This window comes from Leptospira bourretii (genome assembly GCF_004770145.1).
In the GTDB taxonomy this organism is placed as follows: domain Bacteria; phylum Spirochaetota; class Leptospiria; order Leptospirales; family Leptospiraceae; genus Leptospira_A; species Leptospira_A bourretii.
In genome coordinates this window covers 241453-256955 of record NZ_RQFW01000022.1, presented here as the reverse complement: position 1 = coordinate 256955, position 15503 = coordinate 241453, and the positions used below count along the sequence as shown (strand labels likewise).

General features: G+C 38.0%; 14 protein-coding genes. 8 read left to right on the top strand and 6 right to left on the bottom strand.

Going from position 1 to position 15503, the window contains the following annotated elements; genetic code table 11:
• On the bottom strand, positions 1-408 hold a 408-nt coding region (locus tag EHQ47_RS18400), incomplete at its 3' end, for a hypothetical protein (RefSeq protein ID WP_135769622.1).
• Positions 409-507: 99 nt separating this feature from the next.
• On the opposite strand from EHQ47_RS18400, the gene EHQ47_RS18395 reads away from it, so the two are divergent.
• Positions 508-858, top strand: coding sequence for a VOC family protein (locus EHQ47_RS18395; protein ID WP_004784589.1), 351 nt, complete (start codon positions 508-510; stop codon positions 856-858).
• A gap of 150 nt (positions 859-1008) precedes the next feature.
• Here EHQ47_RS18395 and EHQ47_RS18390 read toward each other — a convergent pair whose 3' ends face one another.
• Positions 1009-1701 (bottom strand): LIC10067 family putative lipoprotein, encoded by a 693-nt coding sequence (locus EHQ47_RS18390; RefSeq protein ID WP_135748915.1) that lies wholly within the window; start codon positions 1699-1701, stop codon positions 1009-1011.
• A gap of 69 nt (positions 1702-1770) precedes the next feature.
• On the opposite strand from EHQ47_RS18390, the gene EHQ47_RS18385 reads away from it, so the two are divergent.
• The gene (locus tag EHQ47_RS18385; protein WP_135748916.1) at positions 1771-2544 is read left to right on the top strand and encodes an enoyl-CoA hydratase-related protein; all 774 of its coding nucleotides are present in this window, start codon (positions 1771-1773) and stop codon (positions 2542-2544) included.
• Between the two features lie 3 nt (positions 2545-2547).
• Positions 2548-3072: a dCTP deaminase gene (gene dcd, locus EHQ47_RS18380; RefSeq protein ID WP_135695358.1), complete on the top strand. Its 525-nt coding sequence runs from the start codon at positions 2548-2550 to the stop codon at positions 3070-3072.
• 76 nt (positions 3073-3148) lie between these two features.
• Here the strand turns inward: dcd and EHQ47_RS18375 are convergent, their stop codons facing one another.
• A complete protein-coding gene (locus EHQ47_RS18375) occupies positions 3149-3673 on the bottom strand; it encodes a DUF2147 domain-containing protein (protein WP_004785397.1) in 525 nt (174 codons plus the stop codon).
• A gap of 139 nt (positions 3674-3812) precedes the next feature.
• On the opposite strand from EHQ47_RS18375, the gene EHQ47_RS18370 reads away from it, so the two are divergent.
• A complete protein-coding gene (locus EHQ47_RS18370) occupies positions 3813-5249 on the top strand; it encodes a methyl-accepting chemotaxis protein (protein WP_135748917.1) in 1437 nt (478 codons plus the stop codon).
• On the opposite strand, the gene EHQ47_RS18365 is transcribed toward EHQ47_RS18370, so the two are convergent.
• Positions 5242-8469, bottom strand: a complete 3228-nt coding sequence (locus EHQ47_RS18365; protein WP_135777777.1) for a SpoIIE family protein phosphatase — start codon at positions 8467-8469, stop codon at positions 5242-5244. The genes EHQ47_RS18370 and EHQ47_RS18365 overlap by 8 nt on opposite strands.
• Positions 8470-8593: 124 nt before the next feature.
• A complete protein-coding gene (mpl36, locus tag EHQ47_RS18360; RefSeq protein ID WP_135748919.1) occupies positions 8594-9478 on the bottom strand; it encodes an RlpA family plasminogen-binding lipoprotein MPL36 in 885 nt (294 codons plus the stop codon).
• Positions 9479-9586: 108 nt separating this feature from the next.
• Here mpl36 and EHQ47_RS18355 point away from each other — a divergent pair, with 108 nt between their 5' ends.
• Both EHQ47_RS18355 and EHQ47_RS18350 read left to right on the top strand, forming a co-directional pair.
• Positions 9587-10492 carry a tetratricopeptide repeat protein gene (locus tag EHQ47_RS18355; RefSeq protein WP_135777776.1) on the top strand — a complete coding sequence of 302 codons (906 nt, stop codon included), beginning with the start codon at positions 9587-9589 and terminating at the stop codon, positions 10490-10492.
• Between the two features lies 1 nt (position 10493).
• The gene (locus tag EHQ47_RS18350; protein WP_135777775.1) at positions 10494-11417 is read left to right on the top strand and encodes a tetratricopeptide repeat protein; all 924 of its coding nucleotides are present in this window, start codon (positions 10494-10496) and stop codon (positions 11415-11417) included.
• 31 nt (positions 11418-11448) lie between these two features.
• Here EHQ47_RS18350 and folP read toward each other — a convergent pair whose 3' ends face one another.
• Positions 11449-12264, bottom strand: coding sequence for a dihydropteroate synthase (gene folP, locus EHQ47_RS18345; protein WP_135777774.1), 816 nt, complete (start codon positions 12262-12264; stop codon positions 11449-11451).
• 94 nt (positions 12265-12358) lie between these two features.
• On the opposite strand from folP, the gene EHQ47_RS18340 reads away from it, so the two are divergent.
• Together EHQ47_RS18340 and EHQ47_RS18335 are read left to right on the top strand one after the other, a co-directional pair.
• On the top strand, positions 12359-14371 hold the full coding sequence (locus EHQ47_RS18340) for an OmpA family protein (protein WP_135777773.1): 2013 nt from the start codon (positions 12359-12361) through the stop codon (positions 14369-14371).
• A 2-nt stretch (positions 14372-14373) separates the two neighbouring features.
• Positions 14374-15498, top strand: coding sequence for a DUF1577 domain-containing protein (locus EHQ47_RS18335; protein WP_135748924.1), 1125 nt, complete (start codon positions 14374-14376; stop codon positions 15496-15498).
• Positions 15499-15503 lie beyond the last annotated feature (5 nt).

The following is a 15503-nucleotide window of genomic DNA, read 5'->3' as shown; positions in this document are numbered from 1 at the left end:
GTAAAAACGATTGTACTGAGATTGGTTTGGAACTTCCGTTTTGATTTGGATCAATATTTCTTGAATTTTAGAAATTTTTTCATAACTAGAATCTAAATCGGCACCTGGCGCTGGTAGGTGTGGGCGTAGATTTTCTCCCCAAGACTTTAATTTTGGATGTCCACTGGCAACCAGCGCATCCAGGGTTTCTGAAAATATTTTCCAATTTGGCTTAGGATTGTCTTTTAGATACTCTTCGAGAAGGATTTGGTTCTCAGCGAGGAGTTTTGCCGCTAGGTTTTGGTGGGCGGTTTCAAAAGGAACGACCTCTTCCTTGCAAGAAAGGGCAAAAATGGCTAAAACGATGATTGAAATCCGAAATACATTCATATTTTGATTCTTTTTTCCTAAGTTGGAATTGGAATTCAAATTTTAGTTTCGAGTTTGTTTGAGGAGATTGCTTTTTTCTCGACAAAGCCGGTTTTTCAAGCATGATGACAGAAAAGTTCACGAAGGTGTAATTCCATTATGATCATTGTAGAAGGCATTGGCCACGTCAGTATCCCCGTCTCCCAACTCGACACCTCTATCGATTTTTACAGGGACATTTTTGACTTCGAAGTGGAGACAAAGAAGGCTACTGAGGCAATTCTTTCTCTGGATTCCTTTCGCATCCGATTGGTGAAGGCCGAAGTCTCTGACAGGTCTCTTCCTCTCTTAAGTTTTGTGATGGATGTGGACGATTTCACGGAAGCCATCAGCGAACTCGAAGAAAAGAATGTTAAGATCATCAAAGGGCCGGAAGGTACGGACTCTGGAGAGAGTCTAACTTTTGCAGATCCAAGCCAAAACTTAATCGAGATCTTTTACTCCAACTAAATCTTAATCTGATATCCTTCCTACCTGCGAATCTCTTGGTCGGCAACGAACCAAGAGAGGTGGGAATCAAAATTATCCTCTTACCAATTTCAAAAAAGTTAAAATTGTTTCTCGTCAGTTTGTAAAACTTAGACTGGACTGTTACTTTATTTAAAGAGCCAAACTACAAGTTGCTGATTGAGCAGTAAGGAAGAATTGCGTAGCCACACCTGCTGGAAATGGGATGACCGGATCATTTTGTAAGACGTAATCTGTTGCCCGGCATGACCGATCAAAAACTCTAACGGTCACCGTACTTTCACATCCAATGGTTAAGTTTCTAGAGGATAACAAGGTATCTGTATGGAAGGCTTTGGTTTCTTGCCCATCAAATTCGATCGACAAACTCTGCCCTTGTTTGAGTTCGATTTCAGAACCGTATTGTTTGTTTGCGACCGTATAGCAGTCGATAAAGTATTCCATTCCAGCACAATTAACGCCTGTTTTGGAATTTGGCAAACAAGATCCACCTGATTTAGATACAGTGATGAAACCAGAAAAAGCCCCATCTGGTACTCGGGTGTATAATTCTGTTCCTGTATTGAGACTGATCGTCGCAACAATATCATTAAATCGGATCACAGGATCGATTCCAAAATTTTCGCCTTTAATCACAACTTCAGTAGCCGCATAGGTGGCATTCAGATTGTTTTGGGCAGGAGTTCCAATTTGTGGAGTCACAGAAGATACAACAGGAGGAGAGGTTAAAAGGGAGGCAAGAGGATCTTCGTTGGAAGAAGTTTTACATGAAAAACTGTTTCCAAGTACTAGTGAGAATCCGATTGTGTATAAAATCCTTCTCATGACTGCTGCTTCCATTATCGGAAAAACAAAACCGATTTCATTTCTATTTTTTCATTCGGAGGAAATTCTATGAACACCGTCACACTCCAAACCCACCATACTTATGTAGCATTGATAGAACTCAGCCGTCCAGAGGCAAAAAATGCCATTTCCTTGCAGCTTCTTGCAGATCTAAGAGAAAAAATCCAAGAAGTTAAACTGGGTCAGGCACGTGCTCTTGTCATCATTGGTACTGGAGATTCGTTCTGTTCCGGGGCGGATTTGAAAGAACGAAAGTCCATGTCGGAATTGCAGGTGAAACAATTTTTAACGGACATCAACCTGTGTTTTTCTGAATTATCAAACCTATCCATACCAACCATCGCAGCTATCAATGGATTTGCATTTGGTGGTGGGTTAGAACTGGCTCTATCATGTGATATTCGTTATGCGAGTGAGTCTGCACAAATGGGACTTACAGAAACAAAACTAGGAATCATCCCCGGGGCTGGGGGAACACAAAGACTTTCTCGAATCGTTGGAGAATCAATTGCGATGGAGTGGATTTTTTCCGGTAAAAAGTTAACTGGAAAAGAGGCTAAGGAGCGAGGTTTGGTTTCTCAAATTTTTGAACCTGATCATTTACGGGAATCTTCTCTTGCGTTGGCAAGGGAGATATCGGAATCTGCACCTATTGCCGTTTCTGCTGCCAAAAAAGCTATACGCGGTGGGTTGGAATTGCCTATGAAATCGGCCTTAGAGTGGGAAAGATTATGTTATTTTGAAACGATCGGAACAAAAGATCGATTAGAAGCCTTACAGGCGTTTGCTGAAAAAAGAAAACCGAATTTTAAGGGAGAATGATCCGTGATTTTAACCGGAAAAGAAATTTTAAAAAGACTAGGTAACGATATAAAAATCGAACCTTATGATCCTAACTTATTGAATCCAAATTCATATAATTTACGATTACATGAAGATCTTTTGGTATATTCAGAATTTCCTTTGGATATGAAAAAACCAAATCCAGTCCAAAATTTAAAAATACCAGAAGATGGATTATTATTAGAACCGGGAAAGTTGTATTTAGGTAGGACCATCGAATTTACGGAGACACATAACCTAGTGCCGATGTTAGAAGGTCGTTCTTCTATTGGAAGACTTGGAATGTTCGTCCATATCACTGCTGGTTTTGGGGATGTTGGGTTTAAGGGATTTTGGACTTTAGAAATCCAAGTGACTCATCCTCTCCGTGTGTATGCAGGTGTCCAAATCTGTCAGATTTTTTATCATACAGTGGAAGGGGAAATTAGCGAATACAAATCAGGAAAATACCAAGCCAACCAAGGCATCCAACCTTCCTTATTGTATAAAGACTTTGAAAAGAAATAAGATCTAAAAGTTTTTTAGAAACATTATAATGAGAACCTGCCTCCCAATAAGGAGGACAGGTACTTCATGATTACAATTATTTTTTAGCTTTGAACGTACAGTCCCATTTAGGGTCATCGAGATTCACACCACCAAGTTTCACCCAGTTGTTTGTTTTTCCGATAAAGGTAATGGAACATAGGGTTCCCTTTAGATCCAATCGATTTCCACCTTCGAGAGAAGTGAATTTTCCACAGTAGGTTTTTCCATCACGTGGGTTGTAAATCTTTCCGTTTTTATAAACACCTTCTCCTACATAGTCAAATCCAGTAATAAATACCATACCTAAGTTGGGACGGTTTCTAAGTTTTGGATCTTCATTGTTGTGATCGAGGTAGGGAGTGCCTGGAACACCTTTATCTTTTTCTTTTTCAGGGTAGGCGTTGTCTTTGATACAAACCGTTTTACCACAGTATTTATCACCGCATTTGAAAATTTCAATGACTGAGTCTTTTTCAGGGGGTAAATACCGGCCTACGGCTACGTCTGCTTCTTGGGCTAGTAGAGAACTTCCGGCGAAGAGAATTGCCGTCCATACACTTAAAACAAGTTTTTGATTCATAAAGATCCTTATTCTATAAAATTGGATTCGCTTATTCTGACAGAAATTTTATCTCTGGCAAGCTGGTTTTTAGAAAAACTCTGTGACAATTCAGGAAAATAGTATATAGAAACAATGCCGATAAAAAGATAAAAGTATTATGTTTCATTTTAGATCAAACGACTCTACAAAAGAGTTTTTAATACGGAATCGTAAATCGATCCGTGAACATATCATTCGAAACAGTTCCATTGAGAAATCGAATGATTCTGAGATTGTAGATCTTTTAGAATTACAACGAAAATTAAGAGGTTTGATTACATCCTCTGCCGATGAAATTGCTGTTTCTATTCTCGGAACTTCAACTAACCTTAAAAACATTGAACATTTACAGTCCCAATTTGTATCGGGGCTTTCGCATTTTAGTGATATTTCAGCCAATCTAGCAAGCAGTGCGGAAGAATTAGATGCAGTGATTCATTCTGTTTCATTTCAAATTTCAGAAACACTAAAAACCTTTGATGCAACGGGACAAAGAAATATTGAATTAGTTGATAGTTTAGAAAAAACAACAAAAGAAATTGAAACGATCGCTAAACAATCGTTATGGGTGAAAGTTGAAAACCAAAAAAATGAGGTCGAAATTCAACTTTTATATAACGATCTTCAAAAAATTAACGAAAATATCCAATTGGTAAAAGAAATTTCGGATCGTACAAATCTACTGGCACTCAATGCGTCCATTGAAGCGGCCCGTGCAGGTGAAGAAGGAAGAGGTTTTTCCGTGGTAGCGGATGGGGTTTCCAAGTTAGCCGAAAATACCAAAGTTGCAGTCAAAACAATCCAAGAATCTGCTCAACATATTAGATCTCGATTTTTGGAATTCCAAGAAAATTCAAAAACCAGAACTTCCGTTCTCATTGAAATCATTGAAAAAATCCAAGCCATTGAATCTTCCGTTGTCTCTAATAGAAAAGAATCAAAAACAAATTTAAGTGAAATTCAAATTTTGATCACTCAATTTCATGATTTGGAATTTAAACTTCGTGAAGTTGGGGTAGCTTCTCAAAATATTGCCAATGATTCTACAAGTATATCCAACCAAGTTCATGTACTTTCAGATCATAGTGTTCGAACAAAAACTGATTTTGAAGCGATATTTGCAAAAATTGAAAATACTGTAAAATTGATTACAAATCAAAATTCGGTTTGGTTATTGGAATTTATATTCCAAAGGAGATTAGATCATATCCATTGGGTACAGGCAGTTGACCAAGCAATTGCAACTGGAAATGTAAATCTATTTCCTCAGTTAAACCATATGCTTTGTAAAATGGGATTGTGGTATTATCAAAGTTCAGTTTTGGATGCAAAACAAAAAGCCATCCATGATCAGTTGGAAATTCCTCATCGTGAATTGCATTCTTGCGCCATCCATATCAAAGAAGCGATTGTTCAAAATGATACGTTGAAAGTTAAACAGGAAAGATCTAGGTTACAAGAACACTTTATTGAACTCAGTAAAATATTTGATTCCTATATTCAGTATTTAGAAATCAAAACGATGGAAGATCAGGGACTAACCTCAATTAATTGAGGCTAGTCGCTTTTTCTAGTAACTTTGAAAGTTTGAGGACGTTTTTATTTGTTGGATCAATGGATTGAGCCCGAGTTACATAAGTAACGGCTCGATCAACATTTCCGAGCAATCGACTAACATCAGCAAGGTTAATTAGATTTTGGAAATTTTCCGGATCGTGTTTTAATGCCTCTTGTGCTGCTTTTAGTGCACTTTCGTAGTTTCCGAGTTTTTTTTCGGACATTGCTAAGTAATACCAATATTCACCTGACCCTTCATTTTCTTTTAGGAATTCAGTGAGAACTTTTGCTGCAATATCGTATTCCTTTCCTTTGTAACTCACAAGACCTAAAAACTTATTTAGTTTTTGGTTGGTTGGATCACCTAGGAAGGCTTTTTTCATGACGGTAATGGCTCTTTCAATCTCACCATTTTGGTAGAGAATTTTTCCTTCTTCGAATGCACCTGAGGTTGTGAGTGCTTCGTCCCAATCATCACCTGGCGTGTCAAAAAAGTCATCAACAGGTTGGTGGGAAAGATCATCCTTTTCCGGAGCATGATGAACTGGAGTCTTTTCGCTCTTAAAAACGACACTGAGCATGGAGATATCATCTGTGACATCACCAGCTTTTTTGACTAATTTTTCAACTTCATAGATATCACCATCTGCTTGTTCTACAAATCGCAGAACCATTGTTTCGTCTTCGTTGATAGTCCTTACATCTTCTTCTGGTGTTAAGTCAATATCATCACGCCCATCGGAACCAAGGATCAATTGGTCACCAGGCAGAAGTTGGAATGTTTGTACTTCGAATGGATATTCAGAATCCAATCCAAGTTTACGAAGTTTCAATTCATCTTCGATGAAACTTGCTTTTCCATCTCGATAAAGAATGCTGTAAGGGTGTTCTGCGTTAAAATACCAGATTTTTCCTGATTCATCATCAATCAACATGACAGTGGCAGAGATTACCATTGTTCCACTAAAGGACTTGAATACAGCATTTACTTCTTCGTAAACATCGGTGAGCCATTCTTCCGGCGTTCGATTGAGGATTCTTTTGTTACCTGCAGAACGTGCCATAATGGAATTCATAACCACACCCATAACCAAGGAACCACCGGCACCCTGCATGGATTTTCCCATTGCATCACCGTTCATCACCATGGTATAACGATGGAAATCGTCAGGTTTTCCTAATTTTAAGTTTCCTGTGATACAAATATCACCACCGAGATCTCCGGTTTTATTTCGGAATTCAAAAGTTTTCTTTTGGTGAACAAAGAAGTCACAACGGATGTTATCTGATTTATTTGCATTAAAAAATAATGGTTTTGCTAGTAGGGAAGTGAGGAAGTAATCACCATCTTGTTGTACTTTCAATCGATGGATCTCATCCATTTTTTCTTGAAGTTCTTTCGTACGTTCTTTTACTTTTTCTTCTAGATTTTCAGCGTAGTCTTGCAGTTCACGTCTTGCATCTCGAATGGAAGAAACCATTCCGTTGAATGATTCGGCCAAATATCCGATCTCATCATTTACCTTAATCGGAACTTCTACTTCTAAATTTCCTTGGTTTACTTTTTCAACCCCTGCGAGTAGGGCATACAGCGGATTCACAAGTGCAGAACGGAAAAACAGTGGAAACACAACCAACAAAACAAACATCACAATTGCAAGAATGACTAGTTCGAGTTTTGCTGATTTGTGCATGTAAGCACGATAGTCACGATAGTTAAAACCAACTTCTCTATTGATTTTATTTTTCGCATCATAGGTCATGTAAGCAATGTAATGCGAAACACCATCTAAATCTTTTCGATAGTGTCTTGTTAAATCTGGTTTGAAATATCGGAAGAACTTCAACATTTCCACGCGGAGGTCTGCCCCTGATATTTCTTTACCATCCCATTTACAATCGTTTACATGTTTGAGAATGGCATCACGGAACGTGTCTACGTTTTTTACTTTTTCAACGTATTTGACACCTTCTTCACAAAACTGATCAGGTAGAATATCACCAAGTTTGTTGGTATTAATAAAGGTTCTTTTATTTAGTTTTTCGATTAGTTTAGAAACTTCAGCTTTTAATTCTGCACCTTCCGAATCGGGATTTTCTTCCAAAAATTGGATGATTGCATTTTTATAACCTTCAAAGTAATAAGGTGTTTTTGTTAAACTTGCTTTGAGAGAATTTCTGTAGTCCTTCTCGGAAATACTGACCACTTCATCGTACAAAGCGGTATTATAAAGGTCAGCTTGTACTAATGGTAAATCTAAATTAACAGAGGAAGGTAGGTAAGCTTTTTTTAGACTTTGTCCTGATGAATCAGACTCAATGACAAATAAAATATCCTTGGACCGCTCGCCACCTTCAGCCACACGAAGGGCTTTTTGAATTGCCGTATTATCAAAGGAGGTTTCTTTTTCCTGGTCTACTAAGTAACTGAAAGCCTGCATGATGAGTAGGATTGTCACAAATGAAATTCCTACAATTTTAACCATAAAAGTAGTTCTTTCGCTACTGTTGTTAATGAAGGAAATGGTAATGATAAAAAATGTAAAAGTAAATAACAGCACTAGAGCTGTGAGGTAGGTGGATCGTTCCATTGCTCCATCACGACTCATAACGTTTGTTATATTTGGAACAACTCCCGCAATTAAAGCTGCCATTAACATTACGCTAAGTGTTCCTCGTTTTTCCTTAGTCACATGGAATAAACGGTAACCCGGTAAGACAATAAAGTTGATAAATGAAAAACCAGCAATGAACAAACTCAAGAGTCTACTTGCACCTTCAGAGTTAAAATCCCAGTGATGAGCGGTGAAATGGTATTTCCTTTCTCCTTGAGAAACAGTAACTAAAAACCAAAGCACAACAACAATGGCTACTGCGTAGAGACTAACTTGGATGATATTGGCAGTTCTGCTGTCTTCGTTATCAGGGAAACGGAAGAAAAACTGACCAAAGTGAATGATTCCAAAAATAATGAACCCGCCGGTGATCCAACGGTGGTAGGAAGCAATGGGATGGTAGTAAAAAGCCCCTAATAGGTATCCGAATTGGAACAAGCATAAAAACAAACATGCGAGCCCCATATGTTTGGTTGCGACCGTTCTGTCTTTTAGAGAGAAAAAGAATGTAGTCAAGACCGCAAGGAGGACAGTGACAATTAAACTACCGAATGTGTAATAATTTGTTAGTATGTGGTCAACGGATATTATGCTTTCACTCATAGGGTCTTCTAGTTGCTAATTTAATACGAAATCGTAACAGGCAAGAAATGCGAAATCAATTCATTTTCCTACCGTCCCGAGCAAATCAGCAAGACAGCCGTTTGCTCGGAGGGAAGGGTCAAAACTAACGATTGGCGATAAAACAATCAATCCCATCGTATTTTAATTTTGATTTGAGAGATTCTGCTTTTGCGCGGTCAGCAAAATCACCCACTTGAACGACGAACTTTCCATCTCGGGGAGTGACGAACACAGATTGGTTGTATTCAGATTTCATGTTTTCTTGGTATTTTAGAGCTCGTTCCTTTTCTTGAAACACTCCCACTTGCACAGTGAATCCTTTGCCGGCCGCAATTGGTTTCACTGCACCTGGTTTTACCGGAGTCAATTTTTCTGGTTTTGCAGGAGCATCGTCTAGAAGGTCTGCGTCATCTAAATCATCCGCAAGATCCTCTTCCCCTTTTTTAAGAACTTTGATCCCAACTTTGGTAACACCTTTGTCCTTAAATTCGAGGATCTCCGCTGTTTTTTCAGATACATCCACAATTCGTTCATCAACAAATGGTCCGCGGTCATTGATCCGAACTACAGCTTCTTTGTTGTTTTCTAAGTTTTGGATTTTGACAACGCTCCCAATGGGAAGTGTTCTATGTGCGCCTGTCATTTTCATGCGGTCAAAAGGTTCACCACTCGCAGTAGGGCGACCTTGGAATTTTTGTCCATACCAAGAAGATAAACCAACTTCATCAAATTGTGTTGTTGGTTTTTTTGTTGGGATGGTCGCTAAACCGGTAGGTGCTGTTGTTTTTGCATTGGAATCTAAATCGTCAATGATAGAACGAGCCACTGGGTCATCTGACTTCGTGTTACTTGCTGGTTTTGACTTCCCAGAACGTTCAAAAAAAATATCCTCCGGATCCCCGGATGCACTATAATCTCTACGGGTGGCATCTGCTGAACTGCAGGACACTAGCCACAATACTATGGATAAAAGTATGAGTCTTTGCATAACTTTCCCCTTCCTCTGGACTCTTGTGTGTACCTTTCGGAAGGTTTTTCCATTCGCATGATAAAATTTCTAAGGGGAGAATCGTTTCTGAAACGATAATCGGTCTGTATGGCACAAGAAATCCAAGCTTTATTCAATGAGGCCGTCCGTTTGGAACGAAACGGGGAATGGGATCGTGCCGAATCACAATACAAACTTTTGCTCGAAAAAGATCCCAATTACCATTTGGCATTGCAAAATTTGGGTGTGGTTTATGCAAAACAAGGAAAACACGCAGAAGCCATTCCTTTGTTTTCAAAAGCTTATAAACTCCATGCAAACGTTAAAAATTGTTATAACTTGGCTGTTTCACTTTATAAACATGAAGAAACAGAAAAGGCGATTAGTTTTCTGAAACAAACATTAACCTTTGAAAAAAAGTTTATTTCAGCGCATCTATTACTCGCTCAAGCCTATCAGAAGTTAGGCAATGATGAGAAAACCGAAGTATATCTAAATAATGTAATTAAAATCGAACCAAACCATAAATCAGCTTTAGGAGGGCTTGCGATGTTTTATTACGAAAGGAATCGTTTTCCAGAAAGTTTAAAGATGATTGAACGTTATTTGATTTTGTATCCGGGAAATGCTCAGTTAAAAATCATCCAATCAGAAATTCTTGCAAAACAGGGAAATTATAAAGCATCTGCTACTTTGCTTTCAACTATGGTAAAAGAGGATGTGGGATTCACAAATTTTAATGAAAGTTTGCAAGCTGCTTGGAAGGAAGAAGATGAAGTGGTTCACGAAAGTTTAGTTCGAATCCAATCCAAAGCAAAATTGAAGTTAAAGGAATTTCAAACCAAACTGGAACTTTCGAAAGAGAACCCAGAAGAGTTCTCTCCTCCAGATGCACAGGAAGCTTTGGATTTGAGTTTGTTGTATCTTTTCAATGGAAACCCTGAAAAAGCGATGCAATATTTAGTATTTGCTCAAAAGATGAGGGAAAAGACAGAACCAGATAGGTTACCTTAGATTGAGATTTTGCATTTTTTACATTCTACTCCTTTGTCATACTTTGATTTTATGGGGATGTCGTTATCCCATAGCAAAACAAGATGAATTAGAATCCGATACTTTGTTTTTGGAACTTTCGGGTTCTGCTGCCGCCGAATGCAATGCAGAAGGTATCCGATTGTCAAAAACCATTCAGTTGGACCAAGCAGAAGTTGTTTGGGATAAATGCATTCAAACCAATCCGAATGAAATTATTGTCCACTTGAACCGACTAAGGTTTTATTTTTTGTTGGATGAATACGAAACCCTGAAACAAAAAATTGCAAAAGAAGCCCCATCGCGCTCTTCAGTCACATATACCAATATTTTAAAAGAATTGGACCTTCGATTGCGAACGGATGAACGAGTGGTCTTATTGGATGCACTTTCTCGAGTGAAAGGATGGGAATTGTATTCCTATGAAGAGTTGGCAAATTACTATTTGCAAACAGGTAACTATTCTTATGCGGAAGGTTATTTTAATCAAATTTTAGAAGTAGTTCCATTTCATGAGAACGCCTTGTATGGAATGGCAGATATTCAAGTACAAAAAAATAATTGGTATAGTTTGCTCGATTACGCAAAGTCTTTGGAAGTGGCTGCTAAAAAAAATAAGGAATTCCATTTTTATTTTACCAAAGCAAATTATGAATTAGGGCGTTATGAAGAAGCCCTGAAATGGGCAGAATCAGCAACAGCTAGCGAAAAAACTCAAATTAGTTTTTTAGAAGTTTGGCGTGATACCTTATTTGTATTGAAGGACAATCCCAAATGGGACAATCTTTTGCCTTACTATCGTAAGGCGGTTGAAAAGGGCTACTCTGTTCCTGAATCAGTTTTTTTCCCAACTCTCTCTAAAGAGGGAAAAGATATCAGAAAGGCTGTTCGTTCGGGTAGAAGTTAACAATCATAATCAATCTTGACTTGTTAGGAAATCACTCATTTGCTTGACATAAATTCCAAATTTTTTCCGCCTGTCTCAATTTGAGTACGTTATGCGTCCTAATAAAAGGAATTTTATTTTTTAATAGATGAAGTTCGCAGGCTAAGGTAACAAATTCTCTATCTGCTGTCGGCAAATTTCCGAGTATGTTTCCTAAAAACGATTTCCTTGATACACCTAACATAAGTTGAGGGAATTCCAATTTAAGAATTTCTAATTCTTGTAAAACTCGAAAAGAAACCATTGGATTTTCACTTAGAAAAAAACCCATACCTGGATCATAAAGTAGGGCGGTTTCTGGAATCCCCATTGATATCAGTTCGGAGCGACGGTCCCTAAAAAAAACTTGGATCTTTTTGATTACAATTTCTGGACTTAAATCTGATTTAAATTTCGCAATATTTTTGTTATGCGAATGCATGATGATGAATATGAGCTCTGGGTATTTTTTAATATAAGAACTAAAAAAACTGCGATCACCATCATAGGTAAATCCAGTGATATCATTAAGACAACGTACTCCTGCCTCAATTCCCTTTCTTTGTACCTCAGGACGAAAACTGTCTAGGCTGATTCGAACACCTTTGGGAACAAAATATCTAATGACAGGTTCCACTCGTTTCCATTCCTCTTCTTCAGAGACTAAATTCGCATTGATGTTTGATGATTGGCCTGATACATCCAGCCAATCGGCCCCTTCTTGAAGGAGTTTGTTCCCTTGGTTGATCGCATCATCAGGGTTTAAAAATTTCCCCCCATCGCTAAAGGAGTCTGTGGTAATGTTTAAGATTCCGAAGATTTCGACCATGAATGAAAAGGTTTATCGGTAAACTCACCCCTAAAAGCCTTATTTTTCCCTTGGCAGAAATTTCCATTTGGTCGATACATAGGAGAGACGGCAGATGAAAAAATTCCTTATTTCCTTAATCATTTCGGCACTCCCAATCCTGGCGCAGCCTTTACCGAAGGTGAAGGATGTAAGGTTCTACCAGCCACTCAATACCCAAAATGTAGAGTACAACCCCATCATTTCTCCTACGGGAAGGTATCTTGTTTTTCAATCCAACCGACCCGGAGGTGAGGGTGGAATGGATATTTGGATTTCAGAGAACTTAAGTTTTCCTGACCGGATGAAATTACCGGTTTGGTCTCCTCCAAAGAATTTTCGAGAACTGAACACAACAAATTTTGAAGGGATGTTTTCGATCCTTTTCGATGAAGAGGAAAAACCTTACGAACTTTATTTTACTTCTGTTCGGGATAAAACTCAGGCAGATCCAAAAAAGAATCGGGAAGGATATGATGGTTTAAATATTTATTATACCAAAATTAATCCAAGGACTGGTCTCTGGTCGATTCCGATTCATGTTAGCGAAATCAACTCTCATTTTGAAGATAAAATGCCTGCGATTTCGCCTGATGGTTGTTCAATGGTCTTTTCCTCCAATCGACCAGGAGGAATGGGAGGTTTTGATCTTTGGATCTCCAAACGAGAACCGATTACCCAGTCAAAGGAAATTAATCCGGACAAACCAAAGATCAAATGTAGAGACGGAGTTTGGCAAAAACCAATTTCTGTTGGTATGTCGATTAACTCCAAGGATGATGAAATTAGTCCTAACTTTCATTGGGATGGGTTGAGATTATATTTTAGTTCTAATCGAGATGATAAGAATCGTAAGTTTAGTTTTTATTATAGTGAATACAATGAATCACAAAATAGTTTTGAGACTCCAGTTTTATTAGGATCTCCATTTAATACCAAGGTACAGTTGTCAGGCGAATCCACGGGATTTCCATTTGATACTCCTGCTGATTATTCTACTTACAGTCTTTGGGAAGAGAGTGATAACGAAGGAATCTCAGTTACCTTTGATGATTTATGGTTTTATTTTTCTTCGAACCGCCCTGGTGGTGAAGGCCAGTTTGATATCTACAGGACAATGGTTCCCGAAGATCTACGCCGTACTTATGAATTTGTTTTTCGTGGTCTTGTTTTAGATGGTTCCGAAGCGATTATGATCGGTCTTGATTCCACATTAAAAATTTATGATGATATAAGACCCATTCAAGTGATTACTTCCAAACGAATTGGAGGAGATCTTTCTCTTGCCGATGCAGAGAATTTTAGAACGACTATCAAAACCGGAAAACTTTATCGTGTGGAAGTTTCTTCACCAGGATTCCATCCGACAGAACTGCTTTTGGATTTAAGGGGAAATGTAGGAAAGGACAAAGAACAATATTCTCAGATCATCTTACAACCCATTCGTCCTACCAAAGACGAACGGCCTGATAAAACCATCCAAGGGATTCGGTTTGTGGTGAAAGACAAAAAAACCGACCTAGTCATTCCCAATGCGATTTGTCATTATTTCGATGATCTCACTCGAAAAGGAAAATCTTTAGAATCTAAAGACAGTCGTTTCGAATTAGAAAAATCTCCTACGATGGATTTTGAGATTTTGGTGAGAGCAAAAGGATTTAAAGAAGAAACCTTCTTATTTGCAAAAGATAAAATTCTAACTATGGAAGGGAAAGAAACTGTCCTTTACCTCAGAAATTTAAATGACTTTGACAGTTTGTACAATACAATTATTTATTTCCCGTTCAACGAACGAACATTGAGCGATGAAGATAAGAAAAAATTGGATCTTTTTGCTGACTTCCTCATCCAACATAAGAATGAAAAAGTTGAAATTGGTGGACATACTGATAATATAGGGAATAAGGAATACAATATCAGTTTGAGTGAAGATAGAGCTCTTTCTGTGTATCAGTATTTGAGATTGAAAGGTGTTCCAAAGGAACGAATGAAGGTACAAGCTTACCATTATTCGCAGCCAATCTCAGAAAACGAAACGGAAGAGGGACGTTCACGAAATAGGCGTGTGAATTTCAAAAAAATAGACTAGTTATGATCAACCGTATAAAAATTCATTTCGACCAAGATAGAGAATACCTCCCGTTAGAGGCGGTGCAAACTTTACCTGAATTTTTCAAACAAATGATGGGTGGAAATGGATTGTTTCTAAAAGGATACGACACTCCCATCCGGGTCCGGTTCAAAGGAGAACGTCCTGATGGAGCGCACATTTGGGAATTGGAGACAATCCCTGAACTCATCGAAACAATTTTTACAGTTCAAGCAACACCTAGTTTTCACGTCGAAGTGGATTATGAACTGATCAACCAAAAAGATAACTTACTTCTTGGTAAAATTATAGATCGTAGACAAACCTATGCAACAAGACAAGATCCTAGAAATGAAAAGGTTCGAGGGAACGTTGTTGCTTCAAACTTTTTAGTTGCAAAAACTAATATTGATTTTTCAAAACTAACCGGCGTTAGTTCTCAGGTAATTCTTTCGGACATCCAAAGAACGGTTCTAAAGAATTATCCGCAGTCAAAAGTTGTTTTTCTTTCCGTATCAATTCACAGTGATGAAATTGATTTGATGAAAGAACATAAAAAACCAATTTTTATTTTGGATACGGAAAATTTTGAATCATTTCCTTCTCCAGATGTATTTGATCCTAAAAAAACATTTGAAGACGAATTTTTATTGGATGACAAAGTCCAAGAATACAAAAAGAAAAAAATCGGTTCTTTTATTTATTATCCTCTATTCATACAAATGAAAGATATGCATTTTTTTGCATATCTTTCCCTCGAAACAGAAAGACCGGGAATCCCTGGTGAAGTTTTGGATTTGTTTAAAGAGGTTGAACGTACGTTTCAAGAAAGAATCATGGACTCAAATACCCATATTCTTGATGTAAAACAAAACGTACTCAACGTTTCCAGAGGTGGAGTCGCCCTGGAAGTTAATGATATGGAAATTATCAAAGCACTGAAAGTGAAACCAACATTTACCCTGGATATCAATTTTAAATTACAGGCACCCATTCGAATGGCATTAGAGTTACGCCACTTAGAAGAGGTGAATGATTTTTATCGATTGGGTGGACGGATCACAGGTGTCAGCGGAGATAAAAAAGCCAAAGAGATTTACCATAGTCTCATTGATTTTTTTGGCTAAACTTC